The following is a 21232-nucleotide window of genomic DNA, read 5'->3' on the forward strand; positions in this document are numbered from 1 at the left end:
TTGATCAATTCTGGCGGAAGCGCAGGCGCGCGCAGACCTGGTCGGGTGAGTAGGGCAGCGCGTAGGTGACGCCATCGACTCGCGTTTCGAACTCGATGGGCTGCCGTAGGCCAACCACAAGCAGCGTGCCATCCGTTCCGGCGTACGTGCCGATCGCGGCGGGGCCTTGCGGGCCGCAGAAGAACGCGGCCTCGGAAGGCCCTCCGGCGCTTGCTGCCTGGTAAAGGGTCGGCGTGGCGTCGCCAGCCAAACCCATGATCTGCGCCAGCGCGCCGCCGGCGCTTTGCGCGATCACGTCGTTCGGCGAGTGGTTGGCCTCTTGAAACGCAAGGCGCCGTCCGTCGGCATGGCGCAATGCGACATTGACGACCGGGTCCATCCCGTCGCCGGCGGCGTGAACGGAGCGCTCTTCCACAATGCTTTCGCCGACCGCAAGGGAGGTCGCCGCATCCGCGGAAACCAGGGTGCGTGTCGTCACCGGAACCGCCGGCGCGGCGCACGCAACGAGCGCAAGCGCGCCCGCGGCAAGGAGGATGGATCGCATACTGCTCTCCTTCAGTGCGCCGCCGGCGGCGTTTGTTGCGCTTGTGCGAGCTTCTTCATCTGCGCGTTGCGCGACAGCATGTTGAGGCCCTCGACCAAGGCGGAGAACGCCATTGCCGCGTAGATGTAGCCCTTCGGCACGTGCACACCGAAGCCCTCGGCGATCAGCACCATGCCGATCATCAGCAGGAAGCCGAGCGCCAGCATCACGACAGTCGGATTGGCGTGGATGAAATTGGCGACGGGATCGGCGGCAAGCAGCATCACGGTCACGGCGACGATGACGGCGACGACCATGATTGGCACATGGTCGGTCATGCCGACCGCCGTCAGGATCGAGTCGATCGAGAAGACGAGGTCGAGCAGGATGATCTGGAAGATGGCCGCGCCAAAATTCATCGCGATGGGCGCCTTCTTGTCGAGCACATCGCCTGTCGGGGTCGGATCGACATTGTGGTGGATTTCCTTGGTCGCCTTCCAAACGAGGAACAGGCCGCCAGCGATCAAGATCAAGTCGCGCCAAGAGAACGCGGTCTCGAAGCTGGGATTGCCGTGATCGTCGGTCGACCCCACGAGGCCCAGATCAAAGAGAGGGGCGGTGAGACCCACGATGAACGCGATAGTCGAGAGCAGAATAAGCCGCATGCCCAGCGCCAAGCCGATGCCGATGCGGCGCGCGCGCTGACGCTGATGTTCCGGCAACTTGTTGGTCAGGATTGAAATGAAAATCAGGTTGTCGATGCCGAGCACGACTTCCATCACGATCAACGTGATAAGCGCAGCCCAAGCGGCCGGGTCCGACAACAGCGGGGCGATATTCCAATCCATGCGGTGAATCCCTCTCCAGAGGACGGATGTAGGGGATTGCCTTCGCCCCGGGAAGGGCGTGAGAAGGCCGGAGGAGGCCGTTCATGAAAGCTGAAGTTTCCGCAATCGCGACCGTGCGATCCCCCCGCAAAGACCTTTCGGACGACTTTTGGGGCGCGGTCGAGGCCGAGATTGTCCTGGAAGAGGCTTTTGGCCCGGAGGCGCTTTTTGGCCTAACTGATTTCAGCCACGTGGAAGTCTTGTTCCTGATGCATCAGGTCGATCCGGCCAAGATCGAGACGGGCGCGCGGCATCCGCGTGAGCGGGCGGACTGGCCGCTTGTTGGCATCTTCGGTCAGCGCGGTAAGGCGCGGCCGAATCGGATCGGGCTGACACGGGCGACGATCGCCGCGGTTGAAGGACGGGTGCTGCGCGTCCGTGGGCTCGATGCGATCGACGGCACGCCGGTGCTCGATATCAAACCGTGGATGGACGAGTTCGCACCCATTGGTGAAACGCGCCAGCCCGCTTGGGCCAGCGAGTTGATGCGCGACTATTTCAAGGAATAGCGCTTAGCGCGGCGGCTCGCGCCCGATCGAGAGCAGGGCGTCCCACATTTCATCGGCAAAGCGGATGATGGCGACGCCAGCTTTCGCTTGCGTTTTCGCTTCAGTCATCTCGACCAAAGCATCGCCCAAGGCGACATCATCAGCGCCAGTGGCCGCTTCGACCGCGCGAGAAGCAGCGGCATCGAAGCGACCAAGGGCGCTGGTGAGGGCCACGGCGGCGTGGGGGATCGCCGTCATGTAGAGGAAACTACACGAGCAGGTTTAAGGTTCTGTTCAGAAGTCTGGTGAATGCGTGAAAACCATGCGCTTTGCGCATTTATGCATGGATGTCGCGGTTCTTCGTCTCTGGCCAGAAGAAGAAGGTGACCAGCGCGGCGATGGCCGTTGCGATCGCTGGAAACCATAAGCCCGAATAGATCGAGCCGGTCGCCGTGTTGATGGCGAACACAATCGCTGGCAGCAGGCCGCCAAACCAACCCGTGCCGACGTGATACGGAAACGACATCGCAGTGTAACGAATGCGCGTAGGGAAGAGTTCAACCAAAGCTGCCGCTTGCGGTCCATAGAGCGCACAGGCTGCCACGATGAAGAGCACCATCACGGCGATGACGCCGAATTTCTCGCTAAAGACGCGGCTGACTTCCGCGACGCTCCAATTTTGCATCGGGCCTGGCGCCGCTGAAGGATAGCCCGCTTCCGTCAACGCCGTGCGCAGGCGGCCGCTAAACGCGCCACGGGTCGCGCGGATTTCAGAGAGCGACTGGCCGACGGCGCTCACGCTCTCCAATTCGATCTGGTCGCCGATGCGGATGCGCGCGAGCGCGCCTGCGGGGCCGTCTTCTGTGGTGTAGGCCACGCCAGCATTCGAGAGGGCGCCCTTGGCGATGTCGCATGAGGTTGAGAATTGTTGCGCGCCGCCGGTGAGGTCGAGCTGGAAGGTGCAGTCCGCGGGATCGGCGATGACGACAACGGGCGTGTTGCGAGACGCCGCGTCGAGTGCGGGGTTGCCGGCTTGCGTGATGAAATGGAAGCCGGGGAAATAGAGCGCCAGCATGAAGAGCATGCCGAACAGCATCACCGGCTTGCGGCCGATTGAGTCCGAGAGGCGCGCAAAGAAAATGTAGAGCGGCGCCGAGATCAGCACGACCGTGATCATGATCAGGTTCACGGTCTGGCTGTCGATCTTGAGAATCCGCTCCAGATAGAATTGCGAGTAGAAGTGCGCCGTGTACCAGACGACGCCTTGCGCCATCATCACGCCGAAGAGCGCGATCAGCACGATCTTGAGATTGCGCCATTCGCCAAAGCTCTCCGCGTAAGCGCGCTTGGTGATGGCGCCTTCTTCCTTCAGCTTTTGGAACGCCGGGCTTTCTTCAAGCTGCATGCGGATCCAAACGGAAATCGCCAACAGACCGATGGAGACCAAGAAGGGGATTCGCCAGCCCCATTCTCGGAAGGCGTCTTCGCCGAGGATCGCGCGCGTCAGGAGCACCACCGCCAGCGCGCCAATCAGACCGACAGACGCCGTCCCCTGAATCCAGCCCGTCGCCGCGCCGCGGCGATTGTTTGGCGCGTGCTCGGCTACGTAGATCGCCGCACCGCCGTATTCGCCGCCCAGCGCGAAGCCTTGCAGCACCCGGCACGTCACCAGGAGGACGGGCGCCCAAACGCCGATCGTCTCCGCCGTGGGCAGGATGCCGATCGCGAAGGTGGCGAGACCCATAATAGTAATGGTGATGAGGAACGCGCCTTTGCGGCCCGTGGAATCCCCGATCTTGCCGAAGACCAGCGCCCCGATCGGCCGGACGATGAAGCCAACCGCGAAGGTCAGCAGCGTGAAAACAAAGGCTTGGGCGTCCGGCAGGCCGGCGAAAAAGTGGGCGCTCATCACCGAGGCGAGCGCGCCATAGACAAAGAAGTCATACCACTCGAACACGGTGCCGGCGGCGGAGGCCGCGACCACCTGGCGCAGCTTGGATGGCGGTACGTCGTCAGTGCTGGGCGGGCTCGCTGGCGCGTCGGTCATGTATGCGTTTCCCCCTCAAGCCATGCGGCTCTTTTGTCGCTGATCGGGGGGGCTTAGGCCCCGTTGTCAAGCCCGAACGGAGCGTGGTACGTCGCGCGCGCGTCACATAGAGCCGCGCGCGCTGCGTTGCGGGCTATGTGCGTTTGGGGATTTATCCCCAGTGGCGTCACCCAAGCCGCTGGATTTTCGCGATCGCCGCGCACGAAGCGCAGCGGTACGAGGGGCCGGCGGCGGAACCAGCGAGATAGATGTGGCCGAAGGGTTCGACGGCGTAGCTTCCGAGGCGGCAGCGCGCTACGCGCAAGCCGTGTTCGACTTGGCCAAGGAGGCCAAGGCGCTGGAGGCTGTGGAACAAGATTTTGTAAAATTTTCAGTGGCTTGGGCTGAGAGCGCCGACCTGCGCGCCACTGCCCGTTCGCCGCTGATCGATCCCGACACCAAAGCCAAAGCGCTGGTCGCTGTTGCGGCAAAGCTCGGCCTGACGGATCTGGGCCGCAAAGCCATCGGAACGATCGCGAAGAATCGCCGGGCCGCCGAATTGCCCGGCATCGCCGCGGCGTTCCGTAAACTGGTCGCCCGCGAGCGCGGCGCCCGCCAAATCGAGATCATTTCCGCCAAGCCGCTGGCCGAGGCGGAAAAGACCGCCATCGTTGACGCGCTCAGCAAGAAGTTGGGCGCCAAGGTGGAAGCCGAAACGTCCGTGGACGAAAGCCTCATTGGCGGCTTCGTCGTGCGCGCCGGCTCCCGCCAATTCGATGCTTCCGTAAAATCCAAGCTGGACGCGCTGCGTCTCGCACTGAAATCCGCCTGAGGGGTTACATAGATGGACGTCCGCGCCGCAGAAATATCCGCAATCCTCAAGGAACAGATCAAGGGCTTCGGCTCCGAAGCGCAGGTGGCTGAGGTCGGCCGCGTGCTCTCGGTCGGCGACGGTATCGCCCGCGTCTATGGTCTTGAAAGCGTCCAGGCCGGCGAAATGGTCGAGTTCCCGGGCGGCATCAAGGGCATGGCGCTCAACCTGGAGCGCGACAATGTTGGCGTCGTCATCTTCGGCGAAGATCGCAGCCTGAAGGAAGGCGACACGGTCAAGCGCCTCGGCGAAATCGTGGACGTGCCAGTGGGCAAGGGTCTGCTCGGCCGCGTCGTGAACCCGCTGGGCGAACCGATCGACGGTAAAGGCCCGATCCAAGCTGCCGAACGCCGCACGGTCGACGTCAAGGCGCCGGGCATCATTCCGCGTAAGTCGGTGCACGAGCCGATGCAGACCGGCATCAAGGCGATCGATGCGCTGATTCCGATCGGCCGCGGCCAACGCGAATTGATCATCGGCGACCGTCAAACCGGCAAGACCGCCGTGGCGCTCGACACGATCCTCTATCAACGCGAAGCGCACGACCGCAACGCGCCGGAAAGCGAAAAGCTCTACTGCATCTACGTGGTCATCGGCCAGAAGCGCTCGACGGTGGCGCAGCTCGTGAAGACGCTCGAAGACAAGGGCGCGCTGAAGTATTCGATCGTTGTCGCTGCGACCGCTTCCGAGCCGGCGCCGCTGCAATTCCTCGCGCCGTTCGCTGGCTGCGCCATGGGCGAATATTTCCGCGACAATGGCATGCACGCGCTCATCATCTATGATGACTTGTCGAAGCAGGCCGTCGCCTATCGCCAAATGTCGCTACTGCTGCGCCGTCCGCCGGGCCGCGAAGCTTATCCGGGCGACGTGTTCTATCTGCACTCCCGCCTGCTTGAGCGCGCGGCAAAGTTGAACGAAGACAACAAGGCGGGTTCGCTAACGGCGCTGCCGATCATCGAAACCCAAGCCAACGACGTTTCGGCCTACATCCCGACCAACGTGATCTCGATCACCGACGGCCAGATCTTCTTGGAGACGGACCTGTTCTTCCAAGGCATCCGTCCGGCGCTCAATGTCGGTATTTCGGTGTCGCGCGTCGGCGGCAACGCCCAGATCAAGGCAATGAAGCAAGTCGCCGGCCCGCTGAAGGGCGAGCTCGCGCAATATCGTGAAATGGCCGCGTTCGCGAAGTTCGGCTCGGACCTCGACGCCGCCACGCAACGTCTGCTGAACCGTGGCGCGCGCCTGACGGAATTGCTGAAGCAACCGCAATTCTCGCCGGTGCCGGTCGAAGAGCAGATCGTGCTGATCTATGCAGGCACGCGCGGCTATCTCGACAAGGTCGCGGTCAGCGATGTCGGCCGTTTCGAGCAAGAGCTGGTGTCTTGGTTCCGCGCCAAGAAGGCCGATATCTTGAAGGCGATCGTCGACAAGAAGGACATCGGCAAGGACGGCATTGAAGACAAGCTCAAGGCCGCCCTCGACGAATTCACGGCCTCGTTCGCCTAAGGGATCGCAATGCCGAGCTTAAAAGAGTTCCGCAATCGCATCGCCAGCGTGAAATCCACGCAAAAGATCACGAAGGCGATGCAGATGGTGGCGGCCGCCAAGCTGAAGCGGGCGCAAGCGTCGGCGGAAGCCGCGCGTCCATACGCTGACCGCATGGCGCGCGTGATCGCCAATCTTGCAGCGGCGGTGAAGGGTGACGATGCTCCGGCGCTGTTGCGCGGCACCGGCAAGGATCAAGTGCAACTCGTTGTCGTGATGACGAGCGAGCGTGGTCTCTGCGGCGGTTTCAACACGCAGATCGTCCGCGCCGCGCGCGAGAAGATCAGTGAGCTGATCGCTGCGGGCAAGACCGTGAAGATCCTCGCCGTCGGCAAGAAGGGCCGCGATCAGCTGCGCCGGCTCTATGGCGATAGGATCATCGGCTACATTGATCTCTCGGGCTTCCGCAACATTTCGAGCGAAGCCGCGCAGATCGTTGGCGACAAGATCAACGAACTTTACGCCGCTGGCGAGTTCGACGTCGCGACGATCTTCTTCTCGCGCTTCAAGTCGGTGATCAGCCAGGTGCCGACGGCGCTGCAACTGATTCCGGCGAAAGCCCCGGAAGGCGTGAACCCGCCGGATCTCAAGGGCGCCGCCTACGAGTACGAGCCGGGCGAGGGCGAAATCCTCGAAGCGTTGTTGCCCCGCTACATGAACGGCCAAATCCTGCAGGCGCTCTTGGAGAACCAAGCGGGCTTCTTCGGCGCGCAGATGAGCGCGATGGACAACGCCACGCGCAACGCCGGCGACATGATCAAGAAGCTGTCTCTGCGCTACAACCGCCAGCGCCAAGCCAACATCACCAAGGAGCTGATCGAAATCATCTCCGGCGCCGAAGCTTTGTAAGGAGGCGACAATGGCAGACGCACTCTTCACGACGACAGCGATTTCCAAGGGCGGCCGCGCGGGTGGCAAGATCGCTCTGGCCGAAGGCGGTCTCTGGATTCACACCGAGCACTCCAAGGGGCTTGGCGGTTCGGGCGAGGGCACAAACCCCGAGCAACTTTTCGCGCTGGGCTGGTCGAATTGCTTCAACAGCGCGGTGCTTTTCGTCGCGACACAAAAGAAGATCGACGCCTCGAAGGCCGTCGTGAAATGCGAAGTCGGCATCGGCCGCGAAGAAGGCGGCCTGGGCCTTTCCGCGAAGCTCACGCTGGCGATCCCCGGCATGGATCGCGCGCAAGTGCAGGAACTCATCGAAGCGGCGCACCAAGTTTGCCCCTATTCGAAGGCCACCCGGAACAACATCCCCGTCGAGCTGATCGTCGAGGGCTAACCCAGATTTCGCGGCGCGAGCCGCCGCACACGAACTGACCGAGGAAGAGAAATGGCACAGCAAGGAAAAGGCCGCGTAGCCCAGGTGATCGGCGCCGTCGTCGACGTCGAATTCGATGGCGCGCTCCCGAACATCTACAACGCACTCGAAACCACGAATGGCGGCAACCGCCTCGTGCTCGAAGTGGCGACCCACCTCGGGGAGAACACTGTCCGTACGATCGCGATGGACGCGACGGACGGCCTCGTGCGCGGCCAAGCCGTGACCGATACCGGCGCGCCGATCTCGGTGCCGGTCGGCGAAGAAACGCTCGGCCGCATTCTGAACGTCATTGGTGAGCCGATCGATGAGGCGGGCCCGGTGAAGGCCACAGCGACGCGTGCGATCCACCAACCGGCGCCGGACTTCGTCGACCAAAAGCCGCTGCCGGAAATCCTCGTCACCGGCATCAAGGTCGTTGACCTGCTCTGCCCGTACTCGAAGGGCGGCAAGATCGGTCTGTTCGGCGGCGCAGGCGTCGGCAAGACGGTGTTGATCCAAGAACTCATCAACAACATCGCCAAGGCCTACGGCGGCTATTCGGTGTTCGCCGGCGTCGGCGAGCGCACGCGCGAGGGTAACGACCTCTATCACGAAATGATCGAGTCGGGCGTCAACAAGCACGGCGGGGGCCAAGGCTCGCGTTGCGCGCTGGTGTTCGGCCAGATGAACGAACCGCCGGGCGCCCGCGCCCGCGTGGCGCTCTCGGGCCTCACCATCGCGGAACACTTCCGCGATCAGGGCAAGGACATCCTGTTCTTCGTCGACAACGTGTTCCGCTTCACCCAAGCCGGCTCGGAAGTGTCGGCGCTCTTGGGCCGTATTCCTTCGGCGGTCGGCTACCAGCCGACGCTCGCGACCGAAATGGGCGCGATGCAAGAGCGCATCACCTCGACCACCAAGGGCTCGATCACCTCGGTGCAAGCCATCTACGTGCCCGCCGACGACTTGACCGACCCCGCGCCGGCGACGTCGTTCGCGCACTTGGACGCCACGACCGTGCTTTCGCGCGACATCGCGGCGAAGGGCATCTACCCAGCCGTCGACCCGCTCGATTCCACCTCGCGTATCCTCGATCCGAACGTCGTGGGTGAAGAGCACTATCAAGTGGCGCGTCAGGTCCAAGAGACGCTGCAGCGTTACAAAGCGCTGCAAGACATCATCGCCATTCTCGGCATGGACGAGCTCTCGGAAGACGACAAACTCGTCGTCGCTCGCGCGCGTAAGATCGAGCGCTTCCTGTCGCAGCCGTTCCACGTGGCGGAAGCCTTCACCGGCTCGCCGGGCGTGCTCTGCGATCTGAAGGACACGATCCGCGGCTTCAAAGGCTTGGTGAACGGCGATTACGATCACCTTCCCGAACCGGCGTTCTACATGGTCGGCTCGATCGAAGAGGCGATCGCGAAGGCGCAACGTCTGGCGGCAGAGGCGGCTTAATGACCGATCTTTCCCTCGGAGCCATGGCGGCGCGTTTGCTCATCGAAGGCGCGTTGCCGACGGTGGAAGACGACACAATCATGCGTGAGCCGATTTTTCCCGGCCGCGACTTGCTGCCTGAGGAGCGGGATAAGCTGAACCTGCCGAACAGCGGCGTGGGCATTGCCTATCCGAACAATTCTGGAGGCGCAGTTTTTGCGCACCTGCTGGGTTCGGACGTGAACATCTGGTTCTTCGGCGGCGACTATCAGACGACACCGGCGCTGGTTGAGTCGGAGCTGAAGCGCGCTTATCCGCAGGTGTCGATCCGGCCGGAGATCAAGCACCCTGAGAAGGCGCATCTGCGGTCGCGCGGTTATCGCGTCGATTTCAGCAACGGACGCGTAGGGTTCATCGAGGTTATGTACCCGACGCCGGACGCAAAACAGGATCGTGGTCTCTGGATCAAGATTCGCGCCGCGCAGCGCCAAAACTGAAGCTCAGGGCTGAACATTGCGGTGTCAGCACAGGATTGAATGATGGCTGATAAACTCAACTTTGCCCTCGTGTCGCCGGAGCGTGAGCTGTTTCACGGCGATGTCGATCAAGTGGTCGTTCCGGGTTCGGAAGGCGACTTTGGCGTGCTGCCGAACCATGCGCCGGTGATGAGCGTGATCAAGCCAGGCGCGCTGCGGGTGATCGACGGCGGCTCCGAGCGCCGCATCTTCGTCAATGGCGGCTTCGCGGACGTGACGCCGGATGGCCTCACCGTACTCGCCGAAGAAGCGATCGATCTTGTCGACATCGACCGCGCCGAAGTCGAGCAGCAACTGAAAAACGCCCAAGATGACTTGCGTGACTCGTTGGGCAGTGATGCGAAGCGCGAGGCCGCCGAGCGCGCACTGGCGCGTATCGAAGCATTAAAAGCCGCGCTGCACTAGATCTGCACTAAGGCTGCGCTTGCCGGCCATAGCTGGCCGGTTCAATCTCGCCGCGATGCTGCACCCTCAATTGCTGCCGGCGCTGATTGGCGCAATTGTCGGCTTTGCGCTGATCGCGTGGGCGAGCGTTTGGCTCGTGCGTCGCTGGCGTTCGCTGACGCCGCGCACGCGCTGGCTGGCGTTCGGCGCGATCGCCGTTGTTGAAGTCGGCTATTGGCTCAACATCTACGCCTGGTTCGTTGAACCCAACACGCTGGTCGTGCGTCAGGTCGAAATCGTCAGCGACGATTGGCGCGGCGCGCCGTTGACGATCGCTGCGATCAGCGATGTGCATGTCGGCGGTCCGCATGTGGATGCGGCGCGGATGGGGCGCATCGTCCAACGCCTGAACGAATTGCGGCCCGAGCTGGTCGTCATGCTCGGCGACTTCGTGAACGGGCACGCGCCCGTAGCGGAGCGCACGCCGGCGGAGAACCAGGAGATCCTCGGCGGCATCGCGACACTTGGCGCGCTCAACGCGCGCCATGGCGCAGTCGCCGTCATTGGCAATCACGATTCCTGGTATGGCCGAGGCGCAGTCACTAGCGCGCTGCAAGATGCCGGCGTCGCGGCGCTTTGGAATAGACACATTGTCGTCCGCCGCAGTGGTGGCGCAATCGTTATCGCCGGCATTGCCGATGCGTGGACTGGCGATCCCGACTTCGACGCCGCACTCGATGGCGCGCCCGCCGATACGGACACGATCATCCTCGCGCATAACCCCGACAATTTCGCTGACATGCCGGATGGCCCAGCGCTCATGCTCGCAGGCCACTCCCATTGCGGGCAGGTGACGATCCCGCTGATCGGCCGTCCAGCGAGCGTGGTGCAAAACCGGGCCTACGAATGCCATCTCGTCGAAGAGAATGGCCGCACGCTCTACACAACGGGCGGCATCGGCACGAGCACGCTGCCCGTGCGATTTCGATCGCCGCCAGAGATTGCACTGATCACAATTCGCGGCGCCTCAGCCCACGCGGAAGCAGACTAAGCGCCGGCGCCGTCGCCGAAGCCAAATAACGACAGCTGTCTGCGCTTCGCCTTCACCGGCTTCGGCCCAATGCCGCGCGCTTCAAGCCATTGCAATGTAAGCGCGGCGACGTCCGGCGCTTCTGGTTCACCGACCAGCCAATGGCTCATGTTCGGAAATTCATGGAAGTGCGCCTGATTGCCTGGGAAGCGCGAGATCACGCGCCGCACCGTGCTCGATGGATTCACGCGGTCGCGCCCGCCCACCAGGCCCAGCACCGGCGCTGCAATGCGATAGACAGGCGCCTGCGCCGACATCGAATGATCCGACCACCATTGCACGGCCTCACGGATCGCGCGGCCGCTCTCTGGCACGAAACGCGCGAACGCACGGCGCGCATCTTCGCGCTCCAAACGATCAAGCGTCGTGTTGCGCGCAACGCGATAATCCGGGGGGATAGGCCTGCGCCAGTAATCGCCGAGCAGCGACAAGCCAAACTGGCTGCCGTGCTCTTCCAGCGTCGTCGGCATCACGCCCCACGGTGCGCTCGGCGCGAGCAATACAAGGCCAGCGACGGGCGTGTGCATCGCCGCCATTTGCGACACCAACCCGCCCAGCGAGTGGCCCACCAATACCGGCGGCGCGCGCAGACCATGCAGATAATGCACGATCGATTTCGAGTAATCCTTCAGACCCGCTTGCGCGAGTTGCTCGAGATCGGCGCCGCGTTCGTGATGCGGAAGATTAGGCGCGTGCGTTTCGAATCCCGCCGCTTCAAACGGCTCGCGAAATGCATCGAACGCCCAACCGCCGCAAAACGCGCCGTGCACGAACACCACGGGCGTTACGACAGTATTGCTCTTCATGCGCGGGCGGCCTCAGCGGCGCCCATCGGGCAGAGATTCATTTGGAGTCCCCCACGCTGTACTTCTTAAACCGCTGCACCACTTGTTCGTACGTCGGGCGCTTGAATGGTATCACCAAGCCGGGCGCTGTCTCCAACGCGGCCCAGCGCCAATCGCTGAACTCAGGCGTATGCGTGTCGAGTTTAACGTCGGCGTCGCGGCCTTTGAAGCGGAACGCGAACCATTTCTGCCGTTGGCCAAGGTAACGACCGCGTGGCTTCATTTTTGTGCGCACGTCGATGGGGAATTCGTAATAAAACCAATCTGCCGTTTCTTCGAGCAGATCGACGTGCTCTGACCTTACGCCAATCTCTTCTTCAAGTTCGCGATACGCCGCTTCCAGCGTGGACTCGCCGCGGTCGACGCCGCCTTGGGGCATCTGCCACTGATAGGGGCCTTCGGCGCCTGCGCGTTTTCCAAGGAAGATCAGGCCGTCGCGGTGGAACAGCGCTAGGCCGACATTGGGGCGATACTTTTTGGGATCGCGTGACTCTGTCATCGGCGCGCGGCGCGTGCGTTCAGCACGGCCGAAGCTGGCGCCAATTCATATCCGCGCGATTCCACCTCACGGGCCCAGCGACCGACCTGCTCCATAGTGACAGGATACGCAAAACCAGCCCCGACCGCGCTCTGATTTTGCAGCGCAAGCGCCTCCAAATTGAGCAATTGGTCATCGATCGCCTCGGCCTCCCGGCGCGCGTCGATGATGCGGTCCGCAGCGGTGCTCGGAAGACCAGCGCGCTGCGCTTCAACGCTGAGGGCGGTACGCTGGCCAATGCCAGTGGAAAGGAAGACCAAACCGCGGCGGCGCAATTGTTGTACAACTGGGGCGGATGCTTGCGCCGACGTTGCGAAGCGTGCGCCTTGGTAGTTCGTGACGCCAAAATAGCCGGCCGCGCGCGAAAGCAATTGTTCTAGCCGCGCTGTGTTCTGCTGCGGCGTTGCGGAGGCGAGCAGGGTCTGTGGACCGGTGTCGTCGGCGTCTGGATCGAACGGCTCCATCGGCAATTCGATCAGCACCTCATGGCCGCGCGCGCGCGCGCGATCGATCCAGCCCTGCAAATCGTTGGCGTAGGGGACGAAGGAAAGGGTGACCTCCGCTGGAAGCTCATCGATCGCTTGCGTGGTGGCGCGTGCGTTGAAACCTAGGCCGCCAATCACGATCGCGATCATCGGGCGTCCCTGCACGGGGGTGTAAGGCCGCGCATAGGCTTGTGCAGGCGTGCGGCCGTTCGCGGCGATGATCGGCAGGACGCCGTTTGGGCCGGGTTCGGTCATGCCGGCGATCGGCGCGCGCGGCAGCGGTGACGCTGGCGGCGGTCGACGCGAGGCTTCCGGCGCTTCGACGACAGCCACGCGCAATTCACCGTCGGGGCCGATCTCACCGATTTCAGCGCCGACGCCGGCGTCGGGCAGTTCGTCGATGCCGAACATCTGATAATCGCCGGATTCATCAATCGCGGCGTCGGCGAAGCTTACGGTCGGTGCATCGGCGGCGGCGTCGGTCGGCGCCAAGGCGACGACGCGGCGAGGGCCGGCAGCGCTCGGATCGCCAAAGACTTGGATCGCCACGAACGCGCCCAGCGCGATCAGGGCGGCGACCCCGAGCGCGAGAAAGCGGTGATTGACTTGCGGTGCGCTGCCCGGCTTTGCCGCCGACGCGGGTTTCCGCGCAAGCCCGGGCGCGCTTGTTCGCGGGCGAATCATGGGTCCGAAACATCCATGAATTCGCGGCGCGCGTCACTAGGCCGGACGACCTGAAACGCCTTGAGTCTAAAGTGTTAACGCTTAGCCGGCGCGCTGGCGCAGACGTTCCGCAACCGTGCCTTGGCGCAGGAAATCCATGGCCCGCTTGAGCTGGTAATCCTCGTCCTCGTCCCAGTTTTCCGGCGGCATGTCCTCTGGCACGTGCACGGCGCGACGTTGCGCGCCCGAATCGTTGTCGAGCGCGTTTGGCAGATCGGCTTCTGACACGCCGAGGCGTTCCAGGCGCGCGATCTGTTCCGCGTCGATGCGGCGGGCGGCCACTTCCATATCGGGGGTGATGCCGGCGCCTTGGATCGAGCGGCCGGCGGGGGTGTAGTAGCGCGCCGTGGTCAGCCGCAATGCGCCGTCGCGGCCGCCTTGCAGCGGGATCACCGTCTGCACCGAGCCCTTGCCGAACGAGTCCGTGCCGACGATCAGCGCGCGATTACGGTCCTGCAGCGCGCCGGCGACGATTTCCGCCGCGGAGGCGCTGGCCCCGTTGATCAGCACGACGACCGGCACGCCGGCGAGGTCCTCGCCGCGGCGCGCGTTGTAGCGCTGCACGTCTTCCGGCTGGCGACCGCGCGTGGAGACCACTTCGCCGCCATCGAGGAAGGCGTCGGAGACTTCGATCGCCTGATCGAGCAGACCGCCCGGATTGTTACGCAGATCGACAACGACGCCGCGCAGACGTCCGCCCGTATCGCGACGCACGGTGCGGATCGCATCCTGCAGCATGTCGCTGGTGCGCTCGTTAAAGGTGGAAATACGGATGATGCCAATATCACCGTCGACGCGCGCCGTTACGGCGCGCACGTTGATGATCTCGCGCTGCAGCGTCACGTCAAAGGGATCGGTCCCTTCGCGCGCGACCGTGACGGTGATGCTTGACCCCGCCTCGCCGCGCATGCGCCGCACGGCGTCGTTCAGGGTGAGACCGACAATGCTCTCGCCGTCGATCGCGGTCAGATAATCGCCGGCCTGGATGCCAGCGCGCGCCGCCGGCGTGCCGTCGATTGGCGAAACCACGCGGACAACGCCTTCCTCGCTCGTGACTTCGATGCCGAGGCCGCCATACTCGCCGCGCGTTTGGGTCTGCATTTCGCGGTAGTCAGTGGCGTTCATGTAAGAGGAGTGCGGGTCGAGCGAAGCGAGCATCCCTTGGATGGCCGCCTCCATCGCCTCTTCTTCGTTGATCTCGGTGACGTAATCCTGCTCGACGCGGGCGAGTACGTCGGCGAATAGTTCGAGCTGGCGGTAAATATCGCCGCGACCGGCGTCTTCAGGCGCGGACCAAGCCAGAGCGCCGACAAGAGCCGCCATGCCGGCGACGGGCGCTGCAATCCACGCAATCCGCATATTCAAATCCCCCAGGGCGATATCTCGCCCGCAAGGTGTTAACCAGCCCTAACGTTCGATCCGCCCGCAAGCCGTGCGCTGAGCCACCGCCCAGGATCCACGGGCTGCCCGGATCGCCTTACTTCGACATACAAATCCGGCGCCGCCGTGTCCGAACTGGGCATTTGTCCGATCGTCTGGCCGGCGCTGACAGTCTGCCCCACGCGGGCTTGGATCGTTTCAAGTCCGGTGAGGACGAGAGCGTAACCACCGTCCACGTTCAGGATCAAGACTTGGCCGTAGCTTCTGAACACCCCCGCATAGGCAATTTCAGCGTTGGCCGGCGCAATGACGCGCGCGCCGGACGCCGTGCGCACCATGACGCCTTGTGAGGGCAGCCCGTCGGCGTCCCGTGCGCCATAATTGCGTGTAATACGGCCCTCGGCGGGCGCCATCCATGCCGCTGGAATCGCGGAAGGTCCGCTGGGCGCCGGTGTTGTGCTGGCGGCGGCGCGCGGCGTCGCCTGCTGCACCCGTTGCGCGAGTTCCCGCAGGGTCCGCGCTTCAGCCGCGAGCTGGCGGGCGCGGCGGTCGGCGGCGCTGGCCTCGCGCGTGAGTTGAGATTGCGCCGCGCGACGTTGGGCAATGAGGCCTGCGATTTCAGTGCGCTCGGTCTCAAGCGCCTGCTGCGCCTCGGCAAGCGTGATCTGTTCTTGGGCGATGGCGATCTCAAGCTGGCGCGCTTGCGCGATGGAAGCCGCGGAAGCGCGCTCAACGCGGGCGAAACTCGGCGCCGCGGCGCGGGCGAAAATCCCGGCGCGTGTGGCGCGCGGCTCCACGCGACGCTCGGCGAAAGCAGCGGCGATCAGCGCTGATTCAAGCGCGCTCTGCGCGTTGCGCCGACGGACCGTGTCCGTGTCAATTTGCGCGCGCAGCGCATCGAGGCGCGCCTGAGCCTCGATGGCGGCGATTTCGGCTTCCTGGCGGCGTTGGTTCGCGGCGGCGAGGCGGGCATCGAGTTGGCGAACTTCACGGCGCGCGGCGTTGGCTTCCGTGCGAAGACGCTCCGCGCGCGCGGTCTCGACGCGGCGTTCGCGCTCGGCCTGGCTGGCCGTTCGTCGGGTCTGGGCGTCCGCGTTCCCTAGGCACATCGCGAGCGTGGCAAACGCACATGCGACGAGGGCGCGGGCGCGTCCTGCGCCTCGAGCCATAATCCACCATCACCAAAGCCGGGATCTTTCAGTCCCGATGGTAGGGATTACCGCTCAAAATCGTCACAGCCCGGTAAATTTGCTCGGAAATCATCACACGCACGAGGCGATGCGGCCAAGTCTGTCGCCCGAAAGCCAGCTTTTCGTCAGCTTGGTCCTTAAGGCTTTGTGACGCGCCGTCGGCGCCGCCTATCCAAAACGTTAAGGCCGGCACGCCATCGTCGCGCCAGCGCGCGAGCTTTTCGGCCATTTGCCGCGACGCCCATTCCGCGCCCCGCTCATCAAGCAGGATTTTGCGCGAATTGTCCGGGGTCGCTTTGAACAGCGCGGACGCTTCCGCGCGCTGATCGCCCGCAGGTTTACCTTCGACCTCAATGAGTTCGAAACCTCTAAAACCGAGCGATCGCGCGGCGGCGTTTGCGCGCGCGATGTAGTCCGCCGTCATCGCCGCTTCCGGCCCATCGCGGAGCCGGCCCACTGCAGCAATGATCACACGCATGGCTTAGCTCGGCAGCGCCGTCGTGTGATTGCCGGACCAGATTTTCTCAATGTTGTAGAAGCTGCGCACTTCTGGGCGGAACAGATGCACGACCACGTCGCCCGCATCGACCAACACCCAATCAGCTTGAGGCATGCCTTCGACGCGCACGTCCTTCACGCCCGCTTCTTTGAGCTTGCGCATGACATGATCGGCCAACGCGCCGACGTGACGTGCCGAGCGACCGGAGGCCACGACAAGCATGTCGGCGAAGGAAGATTTGCCACGTATATCGATCGAGACGATTTCCTCGGCCTTGTCGTCCTCAAGCGAGCTGAGAATGACTTGCGTGGCGGCTTCGACATCGATCCCGGGCGCAGGCCGGTTCGGATCGCGCGGCTTGCCAGCTTCGGGCGCGGCGGCTTCGCGTTTCATTTCAGGCGACAGAACGTGGGTTCCTTCTTCATCCCCAGGATAAATTGAACGCTATCACTTCTGGCCCGGTTTCGCCACAGCCTGGCGGCGGCGGCCCCGGAGCGAGGTGGAGGACTGGAAATTGTGCCTTGCATTCAAGTGGCTCCAGCCCTTGGGCGCTGAGAGGCGCAGCCGCGGACCAGCGCCGGGACGGGCGACAATGGCGATCGGCACGGCGCGGGCGACCTCGCGCCATTTTCGCCATTTGCGGAAGTTGGCCAGATTGTCCGCCCCCATTACGAGCGTAAACCGCACCCCGGGATAAAGCCGCTTCAACTGCCGGAGGGTCTGATAGGTGAAAGCGCAATCGAGGCGGCTTTCAATATCCGTGACGACCATCCGCGATCCACGCGCCACGCCTCGGGCAGAGGCGAGGCGTTGTCCAATGGGACTCGATTTCGGCTTGAGCGGATTCTGCGGCGACACCAGCCACCAGACCCGATCAAGTCCGAGCCGTCGCAACGCCGTCTCGGCCACGTGCGCGTGGCCTTCGTGCGCGGGATCGAAGCTGCCGCCGAACAACCCGATCTTCATGCCGGGATAGGCGATCGGCAGCCCCCGCCTCACGGCCGCGTCTGCCCCGAACCGCGCACGACGTACTTGAACGTCGTCAATTGTTCAGCGCCCACCGGCCCGCGCGCATGCATGCGCCCGGTCGCGATGCCGATCTCGCCGCCAAAGCCGAATTCACCGCCGTCGGCAAATTGCGTCGACGCATTGTGCAGAACGATCGCGCTATCGACCTCGCGCAAGAATTTGTCTGCGACCGCTTGATCTTCGGTGACGATGCATTCGGTGTGCTGCGAACCGTATTTGGCGATATGTGCGATGGCCTCATCGACGCCGCCAACAATGCGCACGGAAAGGATCGGCGCGAGATATTCCGTGCTCCAATCCTCTTCCCGCGCCGCGTTCATCTCAACAATCGCGCGCGCCTCGTCATCGCCGCGCAACTCGCAGCCGCGCTCAACCAGCGCCGCGGCGATCTTCGGCAACAATGCGGGCGCAATCTCGCGATCGATCAGAAGCGTCTCCGTCGCGCCGCACACCGATACGCGCCGCATTTTCGCGTTCACCGTCAACGCAATCGCTTCGTGCGCTTTCGCTGCCGCGTGGATGTAAGTGTGGCAAATGCCTTCCAGGTGCGCGAACACCGGCACGCGCGCTTCGTTCTGCACGCGCGCCACCAGCGATTTGCCGCCGCGTGGCACGATCACATCAATCGCGCCGCCCAAGCCGGCCAGCATCATGCCCACAGCAGCACGGTCCGCGCTCGGTACGATCTGCACCGTATCTTCCGGCAAGCCCGAGTCGCGCAATGCGCCGCGCAACGCCTCGCCAATCGCTGCAACGGACGCCGCGCTGTCCGAGCCGCCACGCAGGATAATCGTATTGCCCGCACGCAGCGCCAAAGCCGCAGCGTCCGCCGCCACGTTGGGCCGGCTCTCGAAGATCATGCCGATCACGCCAATCGGCGTCCGCACTCGAGCGATGCGCAGGCCGTTCGGCCGCGTCCATTCCGCGAGCGTGGCGCCGACGGGGTCGGGCAGTGCGGCCACGACATCCACGCCTTTGGCCACGCCTTCAAGCCGCGTCTCATCCAGCGCGAGGCGATCGATGAAGCTCTCGGCCAAGCCATTAGCGCGACCGCGCTCCACGTCTTCGGCATTGGCGCGCAAGATTTCTGGCGCCGCGTCGCGCAGCCGCCGCGCCATCGCTTCCAGCGCCGCGGTCCGCGTTGCGCCATCAGCGTCGCGCACAGCACGACCCGCAGCGCGCGCGCGTTGGCCGAGCTCCAGCATCTGAGTCTCAAGCGTGCTCATGGCGCTCATCTTACGACCAGATCGTCCGCATGCACCAGCGCCGCGCCCGCCTCATAACCCAACGTTTCTATGATCGCCGCGCTTTTCAGCCCTTTGATGCGCGCCGCATCGCTGGCGTCATATCGCGCCAATCCGCGACCGATCTCGACGCCGTCGGGCCCGGTGATCCGCACCGCGTCGCCCTTCTCGAATGCGCCGCGCACCTCCGTGACACCCGCCGGCAACAAGCTCTTGCCCGCGCGCAGCGCCGCCACGGCGCCTGCGTCGACCACCAATGTGCCCTGTGGATCAAGCCGCCCAGCAATCCAAGCCTTGTAGGCGGCGCGCGGCGTCGCATGCGGCAAGAACCAGGTCGCGCGCGCGCCCGCCTGCAGTCGCGACAGCGGATTGAATTCGGCGCCTTTGGTGATCGCCACGGCGCAGCCCGCGGCCGTCGCGATCTTCGCCGCTTCGATCTTGGTGCGCATGCCGCCGGAACCTACCCCCGCCGTCTCGTTCACGCCGCCGGCCATTGCTTCGATGGTGGGCGTGATCTCCGTCACCTGCGGCACGAAAGATGCGCTCGGATCGCTACGTGGATCGCGCTCATACAATCCGTCGATATCCGACAACAACACGAGCGCATCCGCCGACACCATCTGCGCCGCGCGCGCCGCCAAGCGATCATTGTCGCCATAACGGATTTCCGCTGTCGCCACTGTGTCGTTTTCGTTCACGATCGGCACGGCGCCCAGATCGAGCAGCGTATCCAACGTCGCGCGCGCATTAAGCCAGCGCCGTCGCCGCTCTGTGTCGTCCGGTGTGAGCAGGGCTTGCGCCACTGGGATACCATGGCGTGCAAAGGCTTCTTCATATGCGCCCATCAAACGCGCCTGGCCCGCCGCCGCCGCCGCCTGCTTCTCTTCAAGCCGTGCGCTTTTGTTCAATCCCAGTACGCGCCGCCCCAAGGCAATCGCGCCTGACGAAACGATCAGCACGCCCTGGCCGGCTTTGCGCGCTTCGGCGACGTCGTCCGCCAGCGCGGCGAGCCAAGCGCGCGCCGGTTGCCCTGTCGCGCCATCGACCAAGAGCGCGGAACCAATCTTGATGACGATGCGCTTCGCGTTGCTGAGCGGCGTGCTCACGGCGTCCACTCGCCAGCGGGAGAGCTTTGCTCTTCTTCTTGCCGAATCTCATCCGCACGACGCGCACGCAGCATCGCGGCGATATCGTTCACCAGTTCACGGACGCCGGTTCCGGCCACGCCAGACACTAAGCGCACCTCTTTGCCGATCGCGCGCGACAGCGCCGCGCGTTTGCGGTTCGCTTCCGCCGGTGTGAGTGCGTCGATCTTGTTGAGCGCGACGATCTCAGGCTTTTCGGCCAGACCCGCCCCATACGCCTCAATCTCGTGGCGCACGGTGCGGTATGCTTCCGTCGCGCTGTCCGCTGTCGCGTCGATCAGATGTACGAGCGCCACGCAGCGTTCGACATGACCCAAGAAGCGGGTGCCAAGGCCTGTGCCTTCCGCCGCGCCTTCGATCAGGCCGGGCAAGTCCGCCATGATGAAGCGTTCGCTGTCGCTCACTGTCACCACGCCCAAATGCGGGTGCAAAGTTGTGAAGGGATAATCCGCCACTTTCGGTGTCGCGGAGCTCACGGCGCGCAAGAATGTGGACTTGCCGGCGTTCGGCAATCCTACAAGTCCTGCATCCGCGATGAGCTTCAGCCGCAACCAGAGGGTTCGCTCTTCACCTTCTTGACCGGGATTGGCGTGGTAGGGCGCACGGTTGGTCGACGACTTGAAATATTCGTTGCCGAAGCCGCCATTGCCGCCCTTGGCGATCAGGATACGCATGCCCGGCTTGTCGAGATCGGCGATCACCGTCTCTTTATCTTCCTCAAGAACCTGCGTGCCGGTCGGCACTTTCAGGGTGATGGATTGGCCGTCGGCGCCGTGGCGGCTCTTGCCCATGCCGTGTCCGCCGGTGGCGGCTTTGAAGTGCTGCTGGTAGCGATAATCGATCAGTGTGTTGAGGCCGTCCGCGCTCTCGATCCACACGTCGCCGCCGCGGCCGCCGTCGCCGCCATCCGGGCCGCCATACTCGATGAATTTCTCGCGCCGGAAGGAAACCGCGCCGGCGCCGCCGTTGCCGGAGCGCACGTAGATTTTGGTCTGATCCAGGAATTTCATGAGGAGGCAATGACAGGGGTAATGGGCAATAGGGTATCTGGCGCCCCAATCGCCCAT

The 21232-nt window shown here is 63.9% G+C and carries 24 protein-coding genes; 9 read left to right on the forward strand and 15 right to left on the reverse strand.

Features of this window, described 5'->3' with window-relative positions:
- Positions 1 to 4: 4 nt before the first annotated feature.
- Positions 5 to 544: a hypothetical protein gene (locus tag VF769_RS00435; protein WP_331006392.1), complete on the reverse strand. Its 540-nt coding sequence runs from the start codon at positions 542 to 544 to the stop codon at positions 5 to 7.
- Between the two features lie 11 nt (positions 545 to 555).
- Positions 556 to 1371, reverse strand: a complete 816-nt coding sequence (locus VF769_RS00440; RefSeq protein WP_331006393.1) for a TerC family protein — start codon at positions 1369 to 1371, stop codon at positions 556 to 558.
- A gap of 83 nt (positions 1372 to 1454) precedes the next feature.
- Between VF769_RS00440 and VF769_RS00445 the strand changes: the two genes are divergently transcribed.
- Positions 1455 to 1919, forward strand: a complete 465-nt coding sequence (locus VF769_RS00445; protein ID WP_331006394.1) for an SAM-dependent methyltransferase — start codon at positions 1455 to 1457, stop codon at positions 1917 to 1919.
- A gap of 3 nt (positions 1920 to 1922) precedes the next feature.
- On the opposite strand, the gene VF769_RS00450 is transcribed toward VF769_RS00445, so the two are convergent.
- Together VF769_RS00450 and VF769_RS00455 are read right to left on the reverse strand one after the other, a co-directional pair.
- Positions 1923 to 2156 carry a hypothetical protein gene (locus VF769_RS00450; protein ID WP_331006395.1) on the reverse strand — a complete coding sequence of 78 codons (234 nt, stop codon included), beginning with the start codon at positions 2154 to 2156 and terminating at the stop codon, positions 1923 to 1925.
- 79 nt (positions 2157 to 2235) lie between these two features.
- A complete protein-coding gene (locus tag VF769_RS00455) occupies positions 2236 to 3945 on the reverse strand; it encodes an MFS transporter (protein ID WP_331006396.1) in 1710 nt (569 codons plus the stop codon).
- A gap of 250 nt (positions 3946 to 4195) precedes the next feature.
- Here VF769_RS00455 and VF769_RS00460 point away from each other — a divergent pair, with 250 nt between their 5' ends.
- Genes VF769_RS00460 through VF769_RS00495 form a run of 8 tightly spaced genes read left to right on the forward strand, consistent with a single transcriptional unit; the run spans position 4196 to position 11048 of the window.
- The gene (locus VF769_RS00460; protein ID WP_331006397.1) at positions 4196 to 4756 is read left to right on the forward strand and encodes a F0F1 ATP synthase subunit delta; all 561 of its coding nucleotides are present in this window, start codon (positions 4196 to 4198) and stop codon (positions 4754 to 4756) included.
- Positions 4757 to 4768: 12 nt separating this feature from the next.
- The gene (atpA, locus tag VF769_RS00465; RefSeq protein WP_331006398.1) at positions 4769 to 6304 is read left to right on the forward strand and encodes a F0F1 ATP synthase subunit alpha; all 1536 of its coding nucleotides are present in this window, start codon (positions 4769 to 4771) and stop codon (positions 6302 to 6304) included.
- A 9-nt stretch (positions 6305 to 6313) separates the two neighbouring features.
- Complete coding sequence (locus tag VF769_RS00470) at positions 6314 to 7192, forward strand: F0F1 ATP synthase subunit gamma (protein WP_331006399.1); 879 nt, start codon at positions 6314 to 6316, stop codon at positions 7190 to 7192.
- A gap of 10 nt (positions 7193 to 7202) precedes the next feature.
- Positions 7203 to 7622 (forward strand): organic hydroperoxide resistance protein, encoded by a 420-nt coding sequence (locus VF769_RS00475; protein ID WP_331006400.1) that lies wholly within the window; start codon positions 7203 to 7205, stop codon positions 7620 to 7622.
- A gap of 51 nt (positions 7623 to 7673) precedes the next feature.
- Positions 7674 to 9098 carry a F0F1 ATP synthase subunit beta gene (gene atpD / locus VF769_RS00480; RefSeq protein WP_331006401.1) on the forward strand — a complete coding sequence of 475 codons (1425 nt, stop codon included), beginning with the start codon at positions 7674 to 7676 and terminating at the stop codon, positions 9096 to 9098.
- Positions 9098 to 9574 (forward strand): hypothetical protein, encoded by a 477-nt coding sequence (locus tag VF769_RS00485; RefSeq protein ID WP_331006402.1) that lies wholly within the window; start codon positions 9098 to 9100, stop codon positions 9572 to 9574. The genes atpD and VF769_RS00485 overlap by 1 nt, the downstream gene beginning before the upstream one ends.
- Positions 9575 to 9616: 42 nt before the next feature.
- Positions 9617 to 10018, forward strand: a complete 402-nt coding sequence (locus VF769_RS00490; protein WP_331006403.1) for a F0F1 ATP synthase subunit epsilon — start codon at positions 9617 to 9619, stop codon at positions 10016 to 10018.
- A gap of 19 nt (positions 10019 to 10037) precedes the next feature.
- Positions 10038 to 11048, forward strand: a complete 1011-nt coding sequence (locus tag VF769_RS00495) for a metallophosphoesterase (protein ID WP_331006404.1) — start codon at positions 10038 to 10040, stop codon at positions 11046 to 11048.
- Here the strand turns inward: VF769_RS00495 and VF769_RS00500 are convergent.
- From VF769_RS00500 to obgE, 11 genes are all read right to left on the reverse strand, one after another.
- Positions 11045 to 11893, reverse strand: coding sequence for an alpha/beta hydrolase (locus tag VF769_RS00500; protein WP_331006405.1), 849 nt, complete (start codon positions 11891 to 11893; stop codon positions 11045 to 11047). The two genes, VF769_RS00495 and VF769_RS00500, sit on opposite strands and share 4 nt — an antisense overlap.
- A gap of 37 nt (positions 11894 to 11930) precedes the next feature.
- The gene (locus tag VF769_RS00505) at positions 11931 to 12431 is read right to left on the reverse strand and encodes an RNA pyrophosphohydrolase (RefSeq protein ID WP_331006406.1); all 501 of its coding nucleotides are present in this window, start codon (positions 12429 to 12431) and stop codon (positions 11931 to 11933) included.
- The gene (locus tag VF769_RS00510) at positions 12428 to 13639 is read right to left on the reverse strand and encodes a divergent polysaccharide deacetylase family protein (protein WP_331006407.1); all 1212 of its coding nucleotides are present in this window, start codon (positions 13637 to 13639) and stop codon (positions 12428 to 12430) included. The genes VF769_RS00505 and VF769_RS00510 overlap by 4 nt, the downstream gene beginning before the upstream one ends.
- Positions 13640 to 13720: 81 nt before the next feature.
- Positions 13721 to 15037 carry a S41 family peptidase gene (locus tag VF769_RS00515; RefSeq protein WP_331006408.1) on the reverse strand — a complete coding sequence of 439 codons (1317 nt, stop codon included), beginning with the start codon at positions 15035 to 15037 and terminating at the stop codon, positions 13721 to 13723.
- Between the two features lie 38 nt (positions 15038 to 15075).
- Positions 15076 to 16227 (reverse strand): murein hydrolase activator EnvC family protein, encoded by a 1152-nt coding sequence (locus tag VF769_RS00520; RefSeq protein WP_331006409.1) that lies wholly within the window; start codon positions 16225 to 16227, stop codon positions 15076 to 15078.
- A gap of 28 nt (positions 16228 to 16255) precedes the next feature.
- Positions 16256 to 16726, reverse strand: a complete 471-nt coding sequence (gene rlmH, locus VF769_RS00525; RefSeq protein ID WP_331006410.1) for a 23S rRNA (pseudouridine(1915)-N(3))-methyltransferase RlmH — start codon at positions 16724 to 16726, stop codon at positions 16256 to 16258.
- Between the two features lie 3 nt (positions 16727 to 16729).
- Entirely contained in the window at positions 16730 to 17140 is a 411-nt protein-coding gene (gene rsfS / locus VF769_RS00530; RefSeq protein ID WP_331006411.1) for a ribosome silencing factor, read from the reverse strand.
- Positions 17141 to 17194: 54 nt separating this feature from the next.
- Positions 17195 to 17746 (reverse strand): nicotinate-nucleotide adenylyltransferase, encoded by a 552-nt coding sequence (locus tag VF769_RS00535; protein WP_331006412.1) that lies wholly within the window; start codon positions 17744 to 17746, stop codon positions 17195 to 17197.
- Positions 17743 to 19002, reverse strand: coding sequence for a glutamate-5-semialdehyde dehydrogenase (locus VF769_RS00540; RefSeq protein WP_331006413.1), 1260 nt, complete (start codon positions 19000 to 19002; stop codon positions 17743 to 17745). The genes VF769_RS00535 and VF769_RS00540 overlap by 4 nt, the downstream gene beginning before the upstream one ends.
- Before the next feature lie 5 nt (positions 19003 to 19007).
- On the reverse strand, positions 19008 to 20135 hold the full coding sequence (proB, locus tag VF769_RS00545) for a glutamate 5-kinase (protein WP_349258064.1): 1128 nt from the start codon (positions 20133 to 20135) through the stop codon (positions 19008 to 19010).
- Entirely contained in the window at positions 20123 to 21175 is a 1053-nt protein-coding gene (obgE, locus tag VF769_RS00550; protein ID WP_331006415.1) for a GTPase ObgE, read from the reverse strand. Before obgE ends, proB begins: the two co-directional genes overlap by 13 nt.
- Between the last annotated feature and the right edge of the window lie 57 nt (positions 21176 to 21232).

The organism is Vitreimonas sp., assembly GCF_036392335.1.
Lineage (GTDB): Bacteria > Pseudomonadota > Alphaproteobacteria > Caulobacterales > Aquidulcibacteraceae > Vitreimonas.